Below are 17783 nucleotides of genomic sequence, written 5' to 3'. Positions count from 1 at the left end.
CGTCGCGTCGGGGCGGGCCGGGTTCACGTGGGTGGCGCGGCGCGGGGTGCCCGCCGCGCGTCCGGGCGGGCTGGGCGCCACGGTGGCGGGCTCGCAGCCGTGGTTCGTGGCCGTCGCGTGGTGGCTGGTGCTGGCCGCGGCCGGCTGGGCGCTGGCCGGCGTCCGCGGTGTGGTGGGCGTGGCGCTCGGGGCGCTGCTGGTGGTGGCCCTGTCCTGGCACACCCGCCGGCGCTTCGGCGGCATGACGGGCGACGTCCTGGGCGCGGCCGCGGAGGTCGCGGCGACCGCCGCGCTGGTGGCCCTGGCGACCTGACCCCGGGATCAGGCGGGGTGCAGCGTGCGCATCCAGGAGTGCGTGTCGGCGCCGGTACCCCGCTGGATGTCGGTCAGCAGGGCGCGCAGCTTCGCCGTGATCGGGCCGGTCTCGCCGCCGCCGATCGTCACCTCGCCGCCCGCGTGCTTGACGCCGCCGATGGGCGTGATCACCGCGGCTGTGCCGCAGCCGAAGACCTCGGAGATGCGCCCGTCGGCCGCACCCTCGAGCCACTCCTGGCCCGACACGCGCCGCTCGGTGACCTGGCAGCCCAGCTCCTTGGCCAGCACGAGCAGCGAGTCGCGGGTGACCCCGGCGAGGATGCTGCCCGTCAGCGACGGGGTGACCACCTCGGCGTCGTCACCGGAGCCGAAGACGAAGAACAGGTTGTTGGAGCCCATCTCGTCGATCCACGTGCGCTCCTCGGCGTCGAGGTAGGCCACCTGCGCGCAGCCGTGCTCGGCGCCCTGGGCCTGCGGTAGCAGCGAGGCGGCGTAGTTGCCGCCGCACTTCGCGATGCCGGTGCCGCCAAGCGCCGAGCGCGTGTACTCGGTGGAGAGCCAGACGTCGACGGGCTTGAGGTCGCCGGAGAAGTACGGGCCCGCGGGCGAGGCGATGAGCGCGTAGAGGTACTCCGCCGACGGGCGCACGCCCAGGCCGACCTCGGTGGCCAGCATGAACGGGCGCAGGTAGAGGGAGTCCTCGCCGCCCGCGGCGGGCACCCACTCGTGGTCGACGGCGAGGAGCTCCGAGATCGACCCCAGGAACAGCTCCTCGGGCAGCTCCGCCATCGCCAGCCGGGCCGCCGAGCCGCGGAAGCGCGTTGCGTTGGCCTCCGGGCGGAACGAGGCGATCGAGCCGTCGGGCTGGCGGTAGGCCTTGAGCCCCTCGAAGATCTCCTGGCCGTAGTGCAGCACCATCGACGCGGGGTCGAACGTCATCGGGCCGTAGGGCTTGACCTCCGCGTCGTGCCAGCCCTGCGCCGCCGACCAGCGGATCGTCACCATGTGGTCGGTGAAGTACCGGCCGAAGCCGGGGGCGGTGAGGATCTCCGCGCGCCGGGCCTCCGGCGTCGGCGCGGGATGGGGGGTCCGGACGAACGGCGAGCTCATGACCTAGACGGTAACGCCTGGGACAACCCGGTGGTCGGCTGCCTACCGCACGTGCGACGTGACGAACGGCGGCTTGACCACCGTGCACTCCAGGGCCCGGCCCCGCACGTCGACGGTGACGGTGTCGTCGAGCCCGACGCCCGACGCCGTGTCGATCAACGCGAGCGCGATGCCGGCCTTGAGTGTCGGCGAGAACGTGCCGGACGTGGTGACGCCGACCCGCTGCCCGTCGACGAGGACGTCCATGCCGGCGCGCGGGATGCCGCGCCCGGTGGCCTTCAGCCCGCGCAGGCGACGTGCGGGCCCGGCCTCCTTCTCGGCCACGAGCGCGTCGCGGCCCCAGAACTGCGGCTTCGACCAGCCGACGGCCCAGCCGCTGCCGGCCTGCACCGGGGAGATGTCGACCGAGAGGTCCTGGCCGTGCAACGGGTAGCCCATCTCGGTGCGCAGGGTGTCGCGAGCGGCGAGGCCGCACGGGCGGCCGCCGAGGGACTCCGCGCCGGCCAGCAGCCCGTCCCAGATGCCCGGGGCACTGGCCGCGGGCAGGAGCAGCTCGTAGCCGCGCTCGCCGGTGTAGCCGGTGCGGCAGACGCGCACGGCGCCCGCGTCGGTGAACGCCATGTAGTCCAGCCCCGAGACGGCCTCGAAGCCCTTGAACATCGTGCTGAACAGCGCGCCCGACAGCGGCCCCTGCACCGCGAGGACGGCCAGGTCGCGGTGCTGGTCGGTGATCGTGATGCCGTCCGGGGTGGCCGCGCGCAGCATGGCGGCCACCCGCGCGGCGTTGGCGGCGTTGGGCACGGCGAGCACCTCGTCCGGCCCGACGAGATAGACGATGATGTCGTCGACGACGCCGCCGCTGTCGGTGCAGCACAGCGTGTACTGCGCGTGGCCCGGCCCGATCTTCCCCAGGTCGGCGGTGAAGCAGCCGTTGACGAACTCCGCCGCGCCCGGCCCGGTGATCGCGAGCTTGCCGAGGTGGCTGACGTCGAAGATCCCGACCGCCTCGCGCACGGCCGTGTGCTCGGCGACCGTGCCGTCCGGGTACGAGATCGGCATCGACCAGCCGCCGAACTCGCCGAGGGTGGCGCCGAGCGCGGTGTGCCGGTCGTGCAGCGGGCTGGTGAGCAGGTCGTCCACGGGATGCGACGCTACCGGCCGTGGACACGACGACCACCGACGCCATCGTGATCGACCCGATGATGATCGATGCAGTGTTCTTCGACACGGACAGCACGCTCGTCGACTCAGGCCGCCGTGGAACGGGCCCGGACCTGGGCCGTCGAGTACGGCTTCGCGACGGCGGAGGTGCTGGCGGTCGCCCACGGCAACCGCGCCCCGCGCACCGTCCGGCTGGTGCGCCCGGACCTCGACGACGCCGTGGACGCAGCCGCGGCCGCCAGCCGTCCCTGCGGTACGACGACCTCCGCGACCGCGGCGCTCAGGGGCCTGGACGGGACTTGCGCCTCGGCGACCTGAGTGACCTGGAGCGGCTGCTCGCCCCGTGATCACCGGCGGGGCAGCACCGTGCACGCCGTCCAGATCACGAGCAGCACCGCGGCGGTGATGAGCACCTGCGTCAGCGGCAGCAGCGCCGCGAGGCCGACGCACAGCACGAGCCCCAGCACCGCCGTCCACGCCGGCCAACGCCGCTCGGTGGCGGGCAGGCGCAGCGCCGCGACGTTGATCACGGCGTAGTAGACGAGCACCGAGCAGGCCGAGAGCGCGATCGCCGCGGCAGGCCCGGCGAGCACCGTGATGACGACGGCGACGAGCCCGCCCACGAGGTCGGCGCGCCAGGGCGTGCCCCGTGGCCCGATGACGGCGAGGCAGGTCGGGAGCTCGCCGCGGCGGGCCATCGCGAGTCCCGTCCGGCTCAGCCCGACCAGCACGGACAGCAGCGCGGACCCGGCCGCGACCGCCGCCCCCACGCGGACGAGCACGCCGAGCCCCGGCGCACGGCCGGAGTCGACCAGGGCGACGAGCGGGGACGTCTCCCCCGCCAGGTGCTCGGATCCCATGCCCACCAGCAGCGCCACCGCCACCAGCAGGTAGACGACCAGCGCGATGCCGAGCGCGACGGCGATCGCGCGGCGCAGCGTCCGGCGGGGGTCGCGCACCTCCTCGCCGAGCGTGGCGATGCGCGCGTAGCCCGCGAAGGCGAAGAACACGAGGCCCGCGGCCGTCAGGACGCCCAGCGGCCCGCCCTGCACCGGGACGGGCGCGGTCTGGGCGGCCGCGGCCACCGCATCGCCACCGCCGGAGCCCGACAGCCCCACGACGACGACGAGCAGCAGCACCACGAGCGTGCCGCCCACCAGCGCGTACGCCCCGCGTGACGTCCAGCGCACGCCCGCGGTGTTGAGCGCGGTGGACACCACGACGGCGAGGATCGCCGCGGGCAGCGGCGCCGACGGGAGCACGTAGCTGCCGAACACCCCGGCCGCCGCGGCCGCCGACGCGGACTTCCCCACCAGGAACGCGACGCCCGCGAGCCGCCCGGCCGCGGGCGAGACCCGTTCGCGGGCGTAGACGTAGCCGCCGCCGCTCTCCGGGTGGGCGACGGCGAGGTCGGCGGTGGAGGCCGCGTTGCAGGCCGCGACCACACCGGCGAGCACCACGGACAGCAGCAGCCAGGGGCCGGCCGCCGCGGCCGCGGGTCCCCAGACGGCGAAGACACCCGTGCCCACCATCGCTGCGAGGCCCAGCACGACGGCGTCTGCCGTGCCGAGGCGGCGTTGCACGCTCGAGGACACCTACCCACCCAAGCATCCGGGCCTGCCCGATCCGACGGATCACGGGTGTCATTAGCATCTCGAAGAGGTCTCGCCGAGGGACTCCGCACTTCGAAAGGCCCAACGTGAAAGGCCGTGACGTGTCCACCGAGCTGAACATCGCGAGCGGGTCCCCCGCCACCTCCGAGGCCGACGCCGTTGTGGTCGGCACGCTTTCCGGGGAGGGTGCGCCCGTCCTCGCGCCGGGTGCGGAGGAGATCGACGCGGCGTTCGACGGCGGCCTCGCCGCACTGCTCGCCGTGGCCGGGGCCACCGGCAAGGCCGACGAGGTCGTGAAGATCCCGACCCGCGGCACGGTCGCGGCACCGCTGCTCGTGGCCGTGGGGCTGGGCAAGCCCGGCGCCGACGGCGCCCCGGGCGCGGAGCAGGTCCGCCGCGCCTCCGGGTCCGCGGCCCGCGCGCTGTCGGGCACCGGCCACGCCGTCTCGACGCTGGGGCGCATCGACCTGGCCGCGGCGGGCGAGGGCATGTTGCTCGGTTCCTACACGTTCACCGAGTACCGCTCGAACGGCAACGGGAAGGCCCCCGTGGCCCGGGTCGACCTGGTGAGCGACGACGCCGACGCCGAGGCCGTCCTGCGCACCGCCGTCGCCGTCGGCACGGCCGTGCGCACCGCCCGCGACTTCGTCAACACCCCGCCCAACGACCTCTTCCCCGCCGTGTTCGCCGACCGGGCGAAGGCCCTCGCGGAGGCGGCGGGCATCACCGTCGAGGTGCTCGACGACACCGCGCTGGCCGAGGCGGGCTTCGGCGGAGTGGTCGGCGTGGGGCAGGGCTCGTCGCGCAAGCCGCGGCTCGTCCGGCTGTCCTACGCAGGCGGAGCGACGCCGCGCGCGAAGGTCGCGCTGGTGGGCAAGGGCATCACGTTCGACACCGGCGGCATCTCGATCAAGCCCGCCGCGGGCATGGACGCCATGACCTCCGACATGAGCGGCGCGGCGGCGGTCATCGCCACCACGATCCTGGCCGCCACTTTGGAGCTGCCCGTCGCGGTCACGGCCACCGTGCCGATGGCGGAGAACATGCCGTCCGACACCGCCTACCGGCCCGGTGACGTGCTGCGCATGTACGGCGGCAAGACCGTGGAGGTGCTCAACACCGACGCCGAGGGCCGGCTGATCCTGGCCGACGCCATCGTCCGCGCCGGCGAGGACGCCCCCGACTACCTCATCGAGACCTCCACCCTCACCGGCGCGCAGCAGGTGGCGCTGGGGCTGCGCACGATGGGCGTCATGGGGTCCGACGAGTTCCGCGACCGTGTGGCGGACCTCGCCCGCGAGAGCGGCGAGGACGGCTGGGCCATGCCGCTGCCCGAGCACATGCGCGCCGAGCTCGACTCCCGCGTCGCCGACCTGGCCAACGTCACCGGCGCCCGGTGGGGTGGCATGCTCGTGGCCGGCACGTTCCTGCGCGAGTTCGTGCCCGAGGGCCTGCCCTGGGCCCACCTGGACATCGCCGGCCCGGCCTTCCACAGCGGCGCCCCCTACGGCTACACGACGAAGGGCGGCACCGGGGTGCCCATCCGCACACTCTTCGCGGTGCTGAGGGACATCGCCGCGAACGGCTGAGGCTCGACGACCTCACATCTGCGCGCAGATCCGGTCGCGCGGCAGCCCCGGGCCAGGCGGGGACGCGACTCAGGCGCCCAGGTCCCTGCGGCGCTCGCGGTCGCGCAGAATGCGCTGCCGCGCGTCGTGATCGCGCATGCGCTGCGGGTAGCCGAGGATCTGCACGTCGTAGACCGGGATCTTCAGGCTCTTCGCGAGCTTGCGGGCGGCGTCGGGCCCGGCGATGCGCCGCCGCGTCCACTCCCCGTCCTTGTCGACCAGCAGCATCGTGGTCTCCGTGACCGTGGTGCGGGGCTCGACGAACGCCTCGACGCCCGCGCGCGCGGCCGTCCACTCCCGCAGGTGCGCCTCGTCCCCGCCGCCCGCACCCCGCGTGACGCCGGGGCGCCCACCGCGCAGCTTGTCCAGCAGACCCATGTCGACCCACCTCCTGGGCGATGAACGTCTCTCCGGGCCGACCAGTTCCGGCGTCCGGTTCGGGTGAGTGACAAGATGACCGCAGCGGCGTGACATGCCGCGAGACGGCTATTCGGTAGGGAGTACAGACGTGCCCGAGCACAACGCGGACCTGGTCGTTCTGGGCGGGGGATCGGGCGGCTACGCCTGTGCCCTGCGCGCGGCGGAGCTGGGGATGTCGGTCGTGCTGATCGAGCGCGACAAGCTGGGTGGCACGTGCCTCCACTACGGCTGCATCCCCACCAAGGCGCTGCTGCACGCGGCGGAGGTGGCCGACAACGCCCGCGAGGGCGACAAGATCGGCGTGAAGAGCTCGCTGGCCGGCATCGACATGGCCGGGGTGAACTCCTACAAGGACGGCGTCATCGCCAAGCTCTACAAGGGACTGCAGGGGCTGGTGAAGTCCCGCAAGATCACCCTGGTGGACGGCACGGGCCGCTTCGAGGGTCCGAACACCGTCGTCGTTGGTGATGACCGTTACGTCGGCAAGAAGGTGGTCCTCGCCACCGGCAGCTACTCCAGGAGCCTGCCCGGCCTCGACATCGGTGGCCGCATCATCACAAGCACCGATGCCATCCGCCTCGACGAGGTCCCCGAGCGGGTCGTGGTGCTCGGCGGCGGCGTCATCGGCGTCGAGTTCGCGTCGGTGTTCAAGAGCTTCGGCGCCGAGGTCACCGTCGTCGAGGCGCTGCCCCGGCTGGTCCCCAACGAGGACGAGTTCGCGTCCAAGCTGCTGGAGCGCGCGTTCCGCCGCCGCAAGATCGCGTTCAAGACCGGCGTGAAGTTCACCGGCGCCAAGCAGACCGACGAGTCCGTCACCATCTCGCTGGAGTCCGGCGAGGAGCTGGAGGCCGACTACCTGCTCGTCGCCGTCGGCCGCGGCCCCAACACCGCCAACTCCGGGTTCGAGGAGGCAGGCGTCACCATGGAGCGCGGCTTCGTGCTCACCGACGAGCGCCTGCGAACCAATCTCCCGGACGTCTACGCGGTCGGCGACATCGTCCCCGGCCTGCAGCTCGCCCACCGCGGCTTCGCGCAGGGCATCTTCATCGCCGAGGACATCGCGGGCCTCAACCCGCCGGTCATCGACGAGACCGGCATCCCCCGCGTCACGTACTGCGAGCCCGAGGTCGCGTCCGTGGGCCTCACCGAGGCGCAGGCCAAGGAGAGGTACGGGGAGATCCAGACGCTCACCTACGACCTCGCCGGCAACGGCAAGTCCCAGATCCTGCAGACCCAGGGCGCCATCAAGCTGATCAAGAGCGGAGCCGAGGGCACCGAGGGCCCGGTCGTCGGCATCCACATGGTCGGCGCCCGTGTCGGCGAGCTCATCGGCGAGGCGCAGCTCGTCTACAACTGGGACGCCCAGGCCGAGGACGTCGCCGCGCTGGTGCACGCCCACCCCACCCAGAACGAGGCGTTCGGCGAGGCCCACCTCGCCCTCGCCGGCAAGCCGCTCCACAGCCACAGCTGACCGGCTCGCTGCCGGCCCGAACCCCCGATCGCGTAGTTAGAGGAGCTCCGACCCGTTATGGCCTTCTCCGTCCAGATGCCCGCACTCGGTGAGAGTGTCACCGAGGGCACCGTCACCCGGTGGCTCAAGCAGGAGGGTGACCGGGTCGAGGTCGACGAGCCCCTCCTCGAGGTCTCCACCGACACGGTCGACACCGAGATCCCCTCGCCCGCCGCCGGTGTGCTTCAGCGCATCGTCGCCGGTGAGGACGAGACCGTGGAGGTCGGCGGCGAGCTGGCCGTCATCGGCGACGGCACGGAGTCGGGCGACTCCAGGCCCGCGCCGGCGGCGCCCGCCGCCGAGGCACCGGCCCCCGAGCCGGAGCCCGAGCCCGCCGCCGCGTCCAGCGTCGCCGAGGAGCCCACCCCAGCTCCCGCGGCGTCCACCGCCCCCGCGAGCGGGTCCGGCCAGGCCATCACGATGCCGGAGCTCGGCGAGAGCGTCACCGAGGGCACCGTGACGCGCTGGCTCAAGCAGGTGGGCGACTCCGTCGAGGTCGACGAGCCCCTCCTCGAGGTTTCCACCGACAAGGTCGACACCGAGATCCCCTCCCCGATCGCGGGCACCCTGCTGGAGATCACCGCTCAGGAGGACGAGACCGTCGACGTCGGCGGCCAGCTCGCCGTCATCGGTGACGCGTCCGCCGCACCCGCCGAGAAGGCCCCCGAGCCCGCGCCCGCCCCGGAGCCCGAGGCCGCCCCGGAGCCCGAGCCCGCGGCTGCTCCGGAGCCCGCCGCGTCGGCACCGTCCACGAACGGTTCGGCCACCACGGCGCGGGCCGACGAGCAGTCCGCCGGCCCCGACGACCGTCGTGCCGACTCCGCCGCGGCCGGTGCGCCGTACGTCACACCGCTGGTGCGCAAGCTCGCCGCGGAGAACGACGTCGACCTGTCCTCGCTCAGCGGCTCCGGTGTCGGCGGCCGCATCCGCAAGCAGGACGTGCTCGCCGCGGCCGAGGCCAAGAAGCCGGCCCCCGCGCCCGAGCCCGAGCCCACCGCGGCCCCCGCCGCGGTCGCGCCGTCGTCGGCACCGGCCGCCCCGAAGGCCACGGCGAAGCCCGCCCCCGGCGCGCCGGCCCCCGGCTCCACGGTGAAGATGCCGCGCCTGCGGCAGGTCATCGCGCAGCGCATGTCCGAGTCGCTCGCGGTGTCGGCACAGCTCACCACCGTGCAGGAGGTCGACGTCACGCGCGTCGCGAAGCTGCGCGCGCGGGCGAAGGCGGACTTCGAGCGCCGCGAGGGCGTCAAGCTCACCTACCTGCCGTTCTTCGCGAAGGCCACGATCGAGGCACTCAAGCAGTTCCCGCAGGTCAACGCGTCGATCAACGACGAGACCAAGGAGGTGACCTACCACGGCGCCGTGCACCTGGCGATCGCGGTCGACACCCCCCGCGGCCTCCTCGTGCCCGTGATCAAGAACGCCGAGGACCTCAACATCGCGGGCCTGGCGAAGAAGATCGCCGATGTCGCGGCCCGCACCCGCGACAACAAGATCGGCCCCGACGAGCTGTCGGGCGGCACGTTCACGATCACCAACATCGGCTCGGCCGGTGCGCTGTTCGACACGCCGATCATCAACCAGCCGCAGGTCGGCATCCTCGGCACGGGCGCGATCACCAAGCAGCCGGTGGTCGTCACAGGACCGGACGGCGACGACGTCATCGCCATCCGCTCCGTGTGCTTCCTGCCGCTGACCTACGACCACCGCCTGGTCGACGGCGCCGACGCGGGCCGGTTCGTCAGCGCGATCAAGGCGCGGCTCGAGGAAGGCGCCTTCGAGGCCGACCTGGGTCTCTAGAGGCCTGTTCCGCTCCGGGGCGCGCGGCCCGAGTCGCGCGCCCCCGACAGGTCCGAGAGGATCCCCGCGTGCGCGTCGTCATCGCCGGGTCGTCCGGTCTGATCGGTACTGCCCTCGTCTCCGACCTGCGGGCAGCGGGTCACGACGTCCTGCGTCTCGTGCGCCGGACCCCCGCCGCCCCCGACGAGCGGGGGTGGGACCCACCCGCGGGCCGCGTCGACGAGGGCACGTTCGACGGCGTCGACGCGGTGATCAACCTCAACGGTGTCGGCATCGCCGACCGACCGTGGAGCGGCGCGCGCAAGCAGCTGATCCGCGACAGCCGCACCGTCCCCACCGAGGTACTGGCCACCGCGGTCGCGGAGCACCGGGTGCCGGCGTTCCTGTCGGGCTCGGCCGTGGGCTACTACGGCGACACCGGCGGCCGCGCGGCCGACGAGAACACCCCGTCGGGTTCGGGGTTCCTCGCCGAGATCTGCCGCGAGTGGGAGGCCGCCACCCAGAAGGCACAGGACGCAGGCGCGCGTGTGGTCCTGCTGCGCACCGGGCTCGTCCTCTCCCCCGCCGGCGGGCTGCTGGGCACGCTGCGCCCGCTGTTCAAGGCGTTCCTCGGTGGACGGCTCGGTACGGGCACGCAGTACCAGCCGTGGGTCTCCCTCGACGACGAGGTGGGCGCCATCCGCTTCGCCCTCGAGCACGACACGGTCTCCGGCCCGGTCAACCTCACCGGCCCCACGCCCGTCACCAACGCCCAGTTCACGAGGGCCCTCGCGGCGGCCGTCGGGCGGCCCACGTCGATCCCGGTGCCCGCGTTCGCGATCAAGGGTGTGTTCGGCACGATGGGCGAGGAGATGCTGCTCATCGGGCAGCGCGCCGTGCCGGCCAAGCTGCAGGCCGCGGGCTACCAGTTCCGCCACCACTCCGTCACCGAGGCGCTCGCGGCGGCCATCGGCACATGACGAGCCACGATGTGATCGTCGTCGGGGCCGGGCTCGCGGGGCTGCGGGCCGCGCAGCTGCTGGGCAGGCGCGGGCTCGACGTCGCGCTCCTCGAATCCGCCGACCGGCCCGGCGGGCGCATCGCCACCGACGTCGTCGACGGCTTCCGGCTCGACCGGGGCTTCCAGGTCCTCAACACCTCCTACCCGGCGCTGCGGGCGGCGCTGCGCGGGCGGCCGGAGCCGCTGTCGCTGCGCGCGTTCGAGCCGGGCGCCGCCATCCGCGCCGACGACGGCGCGCTGCACACGTTCGCGAACCCGGCGCGCCGCCCGTCGCTGGCCTGGGCCACGGCCACCGACGGCCTGTTCCCGCTGCTCGACAAGGCGAAGCTCGTGGCCTGGACCGCCCGCGTACTGGCCACCTCGCCGCGGCGCTCCGCCGAGCGCATCGACCGGTCCGCGGCTCAGGAGCTCGCCGCCGCCGGGTTGGACGGGCCCGTGGTCGAGCGGTTCCTGCGGCCGTTCCTCTCGGGGGTGCTGGGCGAGTCGGCGCTCACGACGTCCGCCGCGTACGTGCGGCTCGTGTGGCGCAGCTTCGCGCTCGGCACGATCGCTGTGCCCGGTGCGGGCATGGGGGCGTTCCCGGCCCGGCTCGCCGCGACGCTGCCCGCCGGCGCGCTGCGTCTCGGGCAGCGCGTCTCCGACGTCCGGCCCGGCGTGGTGCACACCGCCGACGGCGAGCTCACCGCCCGCGCGGTGGTGGTGGCCACCGACCCGACCACCGCCGGTCGCCTGCTCCCCGGCCTCGACGTGCCGCACCTGTACGCGCTCACCACCTACTACCACGTGCCGCCCGTCGCGCCGGCCCGGTCGCCGCTGCTGCACCTCGACGCCGCGGGTGGCCCGGTCACCAACACCGTGGTGCTCAGCGCGGCCGCGCCGGAGTACGCCCCGGCCGGGCAGGCGCTCGTGTCGTCCACGGTGCTCGGCGGTGCGATCGACGAGGCGGTGGTGCGGCGCGAGCTCGCCCGCCTCTACGACGTGCCCACCGACGACTGGGCGCACCTGCACACGTCCGAGATCCGGGAGGCACTGCCCGCGTTCCCGGCGGGGCGTCCCCTGCGCAGCGACGTGGCGCTGGGCGACGGGCTGTTCGTGGCCGGCGACCACCGCGACACCCCCTCGCAGCAGGGCGCGCTGGTCAGCGGCCGTCGGGCCGCGGAGGCGGTGCTGGCCTCCCTCGGCGCTCCCGCCACATCCGGCGCCGCCTGACGCACCGCACCAGCCTCGCCGGAAACGGACACGGGGGTGCGAGCGGATGGAGTATCGGCACTCCACGCGCGCGTTCGGACACCTACCCGCGCAGCGACGCGAGCGCCGGGCGGGAACGCGCGCCGGGTCAGCGCAGGGACGGGTGGAGCCGCAGGTCCAGGCCTGCCGGAGCGGCCTCGCGGGGCAGCTCGTGCACGGCCACGGGTAGCGCGCCGTCCAGCGCGTCGAGGACGGCCGCCTGCGCGGCGTCGATCACCTCGGCCACCGTGACGTCGCGGCCGAGCTCGATCGACAGTGAGCTGACGCCCGCGTCGGCGATGCCGCACGGGACGATGCGGTCGAACGCGGCGAGGTCGGGGTCGCAGTTGAGCGAGAACCCGTGCAGTGTGACGCCGCCCTGCACTCGGACGCCGATGGCCGCGATCTTGCGCTCGGGCCGGCCGTTCGCGGCGGGCAGCCACACGCCGCTGCGGCCGTCGATGCGCCCGGCCGCGATGACGCCCAGATCGTGCGCCACGCGGATGAGCGCCTCCTCCAGCCGCCGCACGTAGTCGACGACGTCGAGCGGCTCCGCCAGCCCGATGATCGGGTAGCCCACGAGCTGACCGGGGCCGTGCCAGGTGATCCGGCCGCCGCGGTCGACGTCGACGACGGGCGTGCCGTCGACGGGACGGTCCTCGGTCTGGGTGCGCTTGCCCGCGGTGTAGACGGACGGGTGCTCCAACAGCATCAGCACGTCCGGGCCGCCGTCGCGCCGGGCGAGCGCGTGTCCGCGCTGGACCTCCCACGCGGCGAGGTACTCGACGGTGCCGAGGCGGTCGACCCGCACCGGCTCGGAGGAGCGACGGCAGGAACCCATGGGGTCACGCTACCTCCGGTCCGGGTCGTGACGAGATGCCCCACCACTCTCGACGCGGCTCGCCGATCTCGAACGTGGCGGTCCGGCTCCGTCAGAGCTGCGGCACGACCTCGGACGCGATCAGCTCGATCTGGTCGAGGTCGGTGAGGTCGAGCAGCTGCAGGTAGACGCGCGTGATGCCGGTCTTGTCGCGCCACTGCCCGAGCCGGTCCACGATCTCGCCGACGGTGCCGCCCATGCCCACCGAGCGGAGTTCGGCGAGGTCCCGGCCGATCGCCTCCGCGCGGCGGACGACCTCGGCCTCGTCCCGGCCGACGGCGATCGTCTGGGCCGTGGAACGCACCAGCTCGGACGGATCGCGGCCGATCGCGCGGCACGCCGCGTCGACCCGCTCGAACTGCCCGGCCACCGCGTCCATCGCGGCGAACGGGACGTTGATCTCGCTCGCGAAGCGCGCGGCCAGCTCCGGCGTGCGCTTCTTGCCCAGGCCCCCGACGATCACGGGCGGCCCCGCGGGCTGCACGGGCTTCGGCAACGCGGGCGAGTCGGTGACCGTGTAGTAGCGCCCCGCGAACGAGAACCGCTCACCGACAGGCGTACGCCACAGGCCGGTGATCACCTCGAACTGCTCGGCGAGGCGGTCGAAGCGCTCCCTCAGCGGCGGGAACGGGACGCCGTAGGCGGCGTGCTCGGACTCGAACCAGCCCGCGCCCAGGCCGAAGTCGACGCGACCGCCGGACATCCGGTCGACCTGCGCCACCCCGACCGCCAGCGGGCCGGGCAGCCGGAACGTGGCCGAGCTGACCAGTGTGCCCAGCCGGATCCGGGAGGTCTCGCGGGCCAGCGCGGCCAGCGTCAGCCACGCGTCCGTGGGGCCGGGCTCACCGGAGCCGTCACCCATCGCGAGGTAGTGGTCGGAGCGGAAGAACGCGTCGTAGCCCGCGGCCTCGCTCGCCTGCGCGACGCGGAGCAGATCGTCGTACGTGGCGCCCTGCTGGGGTTCGGTGAAGATCCGGAAGTCCACGCCACCGACCCTACGCGTGGTAGGAAACCGATCATGTCGTAGACGCTGGACCGGATGCCCGACCGGACCGGCCGGACGTCCTGGTCACCGGCGCCACGTCGGGCCTGGGGCGGGGACCACATCGGCCCCGGGGGCCCGGCCGAGACCCGTGGCGCCCCCGGTCCCGCCCGGCGCAGCGCCGCGTGCAGGACGTCGGGTCGCCCGCCGGCTGTGGGACGCGACGGCCCTCGCCACGGGTGTCGAACCCCGATCCCGGTGAGTGGTGCGGACCGGCTGCGCCGGACGCCCGGGCGTAGCCTGGGGAACGTGACGATCGCACCCGAAGGTCGCAAGCTCCTGCGCCTCGAGGTCCGCAACAGCGAGACCCCGATCGAGCGCAAGCCGTCCTGGATCCGGACGAAGGCGAAGACCGGCCCGCAGTACACCGAGCTCAAGGCGCTCGTCCGTTCCGGCGGCCTGCACACCGTGTGCGAGGAGGCCGGCTGCCCGAACATCTACGAGTGCTGGGAGGACCGCGAGGCGACCTTCCTCATCGGTGGCGAGCAGTGCACCCGCCGCTGCGACTTCTGCCAGATCGACACCGGCAAGCCCGCCGACCTCGACCGCGACGAGCCCCGCCGCGTCGCCGAGTCCGTGGTCCAGATGGGGCTGCGCTACTCCACCGTCACCGGTGTCGCCCGCGACGACCTCCCCGACGGCGGCGCGTGGCTCTACGCCGAGACCGTCCGCCGGATCCACGAGCTCAACCCCGGCACGGGTGTCGAGCTGCTGATCCCGGACTTCAACTCGATCGACGTCCAGCTCGACGAGGTGTTCGCCTCCCGGCCGGAGGTGCTCGCACACAACCTCGAGACCGTCCCACGGATCTTCAAGCGCATCCGCCCCGCGTTCCGCTACGAGCGCTCGCTCGAGGTGGTCACGAAGGCGCGCAAGGCCGGGCTCGTCACCAAGTCCAACCTGATCCTGGGCATGGGCGAGACCCCGGAGGAGGTCGTGTCCGCGCTGCGTGACCTGAACGACGCCGGCTGCGAGATCATCACGATCACCCAGTACCTGCGCCCCTCGGCCCGTCACCACCCCGTGGAGCGGTGGGTCAAGCCCGAGGAGTTCGTCGAGCACGCCAAGGCGGCGCAGGAGATGGGCTTCGCCGGTGTCATGGCAGGCCCGCTCGTGCGTTCCTCCTACCGCGCCGGCCGCCTCTACGCCCAGACCAAGGCCCACCGCGGCGAGGAGCTGCCCGCCGGGCTGGAGCACCTGGCCACCGAGGGTGCCGCCGCACAGGAGGCCAGCAGCCTGCTCGCCCGGTAGGCCGCCCGACCCGTATCCTGGCCGTATGGCCGGTGGTAAGCCCGACAAGGCAGCGCAGCAGGAAGCCAAGCGTGCGAAGCGCGCCGCGTCGAAGGCACGGCGCAAGCAGATCTGGGAAGCGTTCAAGATGCAGCGCCGCGAGGACAAGGCGCTCATCCCCTGGATGGTCGGCGCGTTCCTCCTGCCGGTCGTCGTCGTGTTCGTCGTGGCGACGTTCTGGAACTTCCAGTGGATCAGCCTGCCCGTCGGCATCGCGCTCGGTGTGCTCGCCGCGGTCAGCATCTTCGGCCGCCGCGTCCAGAAGAACGTCTACGGCAAGGCCGACGGCCAGCCGGGTGCCGCGGGCTGGGCGCTGGACAACATGCGCGGCCAGTGGCGCGTGGAGCAGGGCGTCGCCGGCACCACCCACCTCGACGCCGTGCACCGCGTGATCGGTCGCCCCGGCGTCATCCTCGTCGCCGAGGGCGCCCCGCACCGCGTCAAGAGCCTGCTCGCGCAGGAGAAGAAGCGCATCGCACGGGTCGCGGGCAGCACCCCGATCTACGACATCATCGTCGGCAACGAGGACGGCCAGATCCCCCTCGACAAGCTGCAGCGCCACATGACGAAGCTGCCGCGCAACATCACCGGCGACCAGATGGACACCATCGAGAAGCGCCTCGCCTCGCTGGGCTCCCGTGCCGCGGCGATGCCGAAGGGCCCGATGCCCGCCGGTGCCAAGATGCGCAGCGTGCAGCGCACGGCCCGTCGCCGCTGACGGTTCACCCGGAACCGCCGAGCTGATCGCCGGACCTCTGTTCGGCCGGATCAGGCCCGGATACGGGTCGGACGATCAGCTCCGGCTCACGTCCGGGTGCGGACGACGATCGTGCGCGTGGCGCGGTCGTGCCAGCCGCGGCCGTCGGAGTCGCGGACGAGCGGCGGGATCACCACGGCGATCAGGGCGGTGCGCAGCAGGGCCCGCGGCACGCCCACCACCACGGAGTCGTCGATGGACGCCACCCGGATGCCCAGAGCCGTCATGCCCGCGCTCGCGCCGAAGATCGCCACCGGCACCGCGGTCAACAGGTACCAGATGCCCAGCACGTACCAGTTGAAGTTGGGGGCGACGAGCGGGTCAGGTCCCGCTAGCAGCGCCGCGATGAGGTAGCCGAGCAGCCAGTCGATCACCAGCGCACCGAGGCGGCGGCCGAACCCGGCGACGGAGCTGACGCCCTCGGCGGGCAGGCCGAACTTCTCCCCCGGGTACGCGCCGGGGTTGCCACCACCCGGAAGAGGGGCGGATCCGGGCATCCAGGACTCGATCCAGCGGGCCATGACCACTAGCTTATGTTCGTCCTGCTGAGGACCGCCCGTGAGCAGCCCCGTAACGTCTGGGAAACAAGCGAGTGATGACGCGGCAACACCACGGTCATACGGTCGCGCGCAAGTACCCCGATCGAAGGAGATAGTAAGGGTGTTCAGCAACTCCGAAGAGGTCCTGAGCTACATCAAGGACGAGAAGGTCGAGTTCCTCGACATCCGGTTCTGCGACCTGCCCGGCGTGATGCAGCACCTCACTGTTCCCGCCTCGACCGCGGCCGACATCCTCGAGGACGGTGTCGCGTTCGACGGGTCGTCCGTGCGCGGGTTCCAGGCCATCAACGAGTCGGACATGGCCCTGCTGCCGGACCCGGCGACCGCGCGGCTCGACCCGTTCCGCAAGCACAAGACGCTCAACATGAACTTCTTCGTGCACGACCCGATCACGGGCGAGCCCTACAGCCGCGACCCGCGCAACGTGGCCCGCAAGGCCGAGCAGTACCTCGCAGCGTCCGGCGTGGCCGACACCTGCTTCTTCGGCGCCGAGGCCGAGTTCTACATCTTCGACTCGGTGCGCTTCGGCTCCGAGCCGCACCAGCAGTACCACTTCATCGACTCGGTCGAGGGATGGTGGAACACCGGCCGCGAGGAAGAGGGCGGCAACCTGGGCTACAAGGTCAACTACAAGGGCGGCTACTTCCCGGTGCCGCCGGTGGATCACTACGCCGACCTGCGCGACGACATGGTCTCCAACATGATCGGGTCCGGCTTCGAGGTGGAGCGCGGTCATCACGAGGTCGGCACGGCGGGCCAGGCCGAGATCAACTACAAGTTCAACACGCTGCTGCACGCCGCCGACGACATGATGCTGTTCAAGTACCTCATCAAGAACACCGCCTGGGCAGCGGGCAAGACCGCCACCTTCATGCCGAAGCCCCTGTTCGGCGACAACGGCTCGGGCATGCACGCCCACCAGTCGCTGTGGAAGGACGGCCAGCCGCTGTTCCACGACGAGTCCGGCTACGGCGGCCTGTCGGACCTGGCGCGCTACTACATCGGCGGTCTGCTGCACCACGCGCCGTCGCTGCTGGCCTTCACCAACCCGACGGTGAACTCCTACCACCGCCTGGTGCCCGGCTTCGAGGCCCCGGTCAACCTGGTCTACTCGGCCCGGAACCGCTCGGCCTGCATCCGCATCCCGCTGACGGGCAACAACCCGAAGGCCAAGCGCCTCGAGTTCCGCTGCCCCGACTCGTCCGGCAACCCGTACCTGGCGTTCGCCGCGATGATGATGGCCGGCATGGACGGCATCAAGAACAAGATCGAGCCGGCCGCTCCGGTCGACAAGGACCTCTACGAGCTCCCGCCCGAGGAGGCCAAGGAGATCGCCCAGGTCCCGAGCAGCCTGCCCGCGGTCCTCGACCGGCTCGAGGTCGACCACGACTACCTGCTCGAGGGTGGCGTCTTCACCCCCGACCTGATCGAGACGTGGATCTCGCTCAAGCGGGACAACGAGATCGACCCGCT

The 17783-nt window shown here is 72.9% G+C and carries 17 protein-coding genes; 10 read left to right on the top strand and 7 right to left on the bottom strand.

Annotated elements, in window-relative coordinates; all coding sequences use genetic code 11:
* The coding region (locus JWR81_RS04445) for an adenosylcobinamide-GDP ribazoletransferase (RefSeq protein ID WP_297646857.1) at positions 1–313 on the top strand (313 nt) is incomplete at its 5' end.
* A gap of 8 nt (positions 314–321) precedes the next feature.
* On the opposite strand, the gene JWR81_RS04440 is transcribed toward JWR81_RS04445, so the two are convergent.
* Both JWR81_RS04440 and gcvT read right to left on the bottom strand, forming a co-directional pair.
* Positions 322–1425: a branched-chain amino acid aminotransferase gene (locus JWR81_RS04440; RefSeq protein WP_297646855.1), complete on the bottom strand. Its 1104-nt coding sequence runs from the start codon at positions 1423–1425 to the stop codon at positions 322–324.
* Positions 1426–1467: 42 nt separating this feature from the next.
* Positions 1468–2565, bottom strand: a complete 1098-nt coding sequence (gene gcvT, locus JWR81_RS04435; RefSeq protein WP_297646854.1) for a glycine cleavage system aminomethyltransferase GcvT — start codon at positions 2563–2565, stop codon at positions 1468–1470.
* 117 nt (positions 2566–2682) lie between these two features.
* Between gcvT and JWR81_RS04430 the strand changes: the two genes are divergently transcribed.
* Positions 2683–2904 carry a hypothetical protein gene (locus tag JWR81_RS04430; RefSeq protein WP_297646852.1) on the top strand — a complete coding sequence of 74 codons (222 nt, stop codon included), beginning with the start codon at positions 2683–2685 and terminating at the stop codon, positions 2902–2904.
* A 29-nt stretch (positions 2905–2933) separates the two neighbouring features.
* Here JWR81_RS04430 and JWR81_RS04425 read toward each other — a convergent pair whose 3' ends face one another.
* Positions 2934–4169 (bottom strand): APC family permease, encoded by a 1236-nt coding sequence (locus tag JWR81_RS04425; protein WP_297646850.1) that lies wholly within the window; start codon positions 4167–4169, stop codon positions 2934–2936.
* A 131-nt stretch (positions 4170–4300) separates the two neighbouring features.
* On the opposite strand from JWR81_RS04425, the gene JWR81_RS04420 reads away from it, so the two are divergent.
* Positions 4301–5788, top strand: coding sequence for a leucyl aminopeptidase (locus JWR81_RS04420; protein WP_297646848.1), 1488 nt, complete (start codon positions 4301–4303; stop codon positions 5786–5788).
* A gap of 69 nt (positions 5789–5857) precedes the next feature.
* Here JWR81_RS04420 and JWR81_RS04415 read toward each other — a convergent pair whose 3' ends face one another.
* Positions 5858–6205 carry an oxidoreductase gene (locus JWR81_RS04415; RefSeq protein WP_297646841.1) on the bottom strand — a complete coding sequence of 116 codons (348 nt, stop codon included), beginning with the start codon at positions 6203–6205 and terminating at the stop codon, positions 5858–5860.
* A 130-nt stretch (positions 6206–6335) separates the two neighbouring features.
* Here JWR81_RS04415 and lpdA point away from each other — a divergent pair, with 130 nt between their 5' ends.
* From lpdA to JWR81_RS04395, 4 genes are all read left to right on the top strand, one after another.
* Entirely contained in the window at positions 6336–7718 is a 1383-nt protein-coding gene (gene lpdA, locus JWR81_RS04410) for a dihydrolipoyl dehydrogenase (RefSeq protein ID WP_297646839.1), read from the top strand.
* 57 nt (positions 7719–7775) lie between these two features.
* Positions 7776–9554, top strand: a complete 1779-nt coding sequence (sucB, locus tag JWR81_RS04405; protein ID WP_297646837.1) for a 2-oxoglutarate dehydrogenase, E2 component, dihydrolipoamide succinyltransferase — start codon at positions 7776–7778, stop codon at positions 9552–9554.
* A 68-nt stretch (positions 9555–9622) separates the two neighbouring features.
* The gene (locus JWR81_RS04400; RefSeq protein WP_297646835.1) at positions 9623–10513 is read left to right on the top strand and encodes a TIGR01777 family oxidoreductase; all 891 of its coding nucleotides are present in this window, start codon (positions 9623–9625) and stop codon (positions 10511–10513) included.
* A complete protein-coding gene (locus JWR81_RS04395; protein ID WP_297646833.1) occupies positions 10510–11763 on the top strand; it encodes an NAD(P)/FAD-dependent oxidoreductase in 1254 nt (417 codons plus the stop codon). The genes JWR81_RS04400 and JWR81_RS04395 overlap by 4 nt, the downstream gene beginning before the upstream one ends.
* A 127-nt stretch (positions 11764–11890) precedes the next feature.
* On the opposite strand, the gene lipB is transcribed toward JWR81_RS04395, so the two are convergent.
* Both lipB and JWR81_RS04385 read right to left on the bottom strand, forming a co-directional pair.
* Positions 11891–12622 carry a lipoyl(octanoyl) transferase LipB gene (gene lipB, locus JWR81_RS04390; RefSeq protein ID WP_297646831.1) on the bottom strand — a complete coding sequence of 244 codons (732 nt, stop codon included), beginning with the start codon at positions 12620–12622 and terminating at the stop codon, positions 11891–11893.
* A gap of 91 nt (positions 12623–12713) precedes the next feature.
* A complete protein-coding gene (locus JWR81_RS04385; RefSeq protein ID WP_297646829.1) occupies positions 12714–13646 on the bottom strand; it encodes an LLM class F420-dependent oxidoreductase in 933 nt (310 codons plus the stop codon).
* A gap of 306 nt (positions 13647–13952) precedes the next feature.
* Here JWR81_RS04385 and lipA point away from each other — a divergent pair, with 306 nt between their 5' ends.
* Entirely contained in the window at positions 13953–14954 is a 1002-nt protein-coding gene (gene lipA / locus JWR81_RS04380; RefSeq protein ID WP_297646827.1) for a lipoyl synthase, read from the top strand.
* Positions 14955–14979: 25 nt separating this feature from the next.
* Complete coding sequence (locus JWR81_RS04375) at positions 14980–15711, top strand: DUF4191 domain-containing protein (RefSeq protein WP_297646825.1); 732 nt, start codon at positions 14980–14982, stop codon at positions 15709–15711.
* Between the two features lie 86 nt (positions 15712–15797).
* On the opposite strand, the gene JWR81_RS04370 is transcribed toward JWR81_RS04375, so the two are convergent.
* Positions 15798–16271 (bottom strand): RDD family protein, encoded by a 474-nt coding sequence (locus tag JWR81_RS04370; RefSeq protein ID WP_297646824.1) that lies wholly within the window; start codon positions 16269–16271, stop codon positions 15798–15800.
* 139 nt (positions 16272–16410) lie between these two features.
* On the opposite strand from JWR81_RS04370, the gene glnA reads away from it, so the two are divergent.
* Positions 16411–17783 (top strand): type I glutamate--ammonia ligase (gene glnA / locus JWR81_RS04365; protein ID WP_297646822.1); only part of this gene is annotated, 1373 nt, incomplete at its 3' end.

The sequence above is a fragment of the Pseudonocardia sp. genome, assembly GCF_025965585.1.
GTDB lineage: Bacteria > Actinomycetota > Actinomycetes > Mycobacteriales > Pseudonocardiaceae > Pseudonocardia.
This window is presented reverse-complemented; position numbering and strand designations above follow the sequence as displayed.

Bases quoted from the DNA above. Each gene is read 5' to 3' on its own strand.
- JWR81_RS04440 (WP_297646855.1), bottom strand. From the start codon at position 1,425: ATGAGCTCGCCGTTCGTCCGGACCCCCCATCCCGCGCCGACGCCGGAG.
- JWR81_RS04415 (WP_297646841.1), bottom strand. From the start codon at position 6,205: ATGGGTCTGCTGGACAAGCTGCGCGGTGGGCGCCCCGGCGTCACGCGG.
- sucB (WP_297646837.1), top strand. From the start codon at position 7,776: ATGGCCTTCTCCGTCCAGATGCCCGCACTCGGTGAGAGTGTCACCGAG.
- JWR81_RS04395 (WP_297646833.1), top strand. From the start codon at position 10,510: ATGACGAGCCACGATGTGATCGTCGTCGGGGCCGGGCTCGCGGGGCTG.
- lipB (WP_297646831.1), bottom strand. From the start codon at position 12,622: ATGGGTTCCTGCCGTCGCTCCTCCGAGCCGGTGCGGGTCGACCGCCTC.
- JWR81_RS04375 (WP_297646825.1), top strand. From the start codon at position 14,980: ATGGCCGGTGGTAAGCCCGACAAGGCAGCGCAGCAGGAAGCCAAGCGT.
- JWR81_RS04370 (WP_297646824.1), bottom strand. From the start codon at position 16,271: ATGGCCCGCTGGATCGAGTCCTGGATGCCCGGATCCGCCCCTCTTCCG.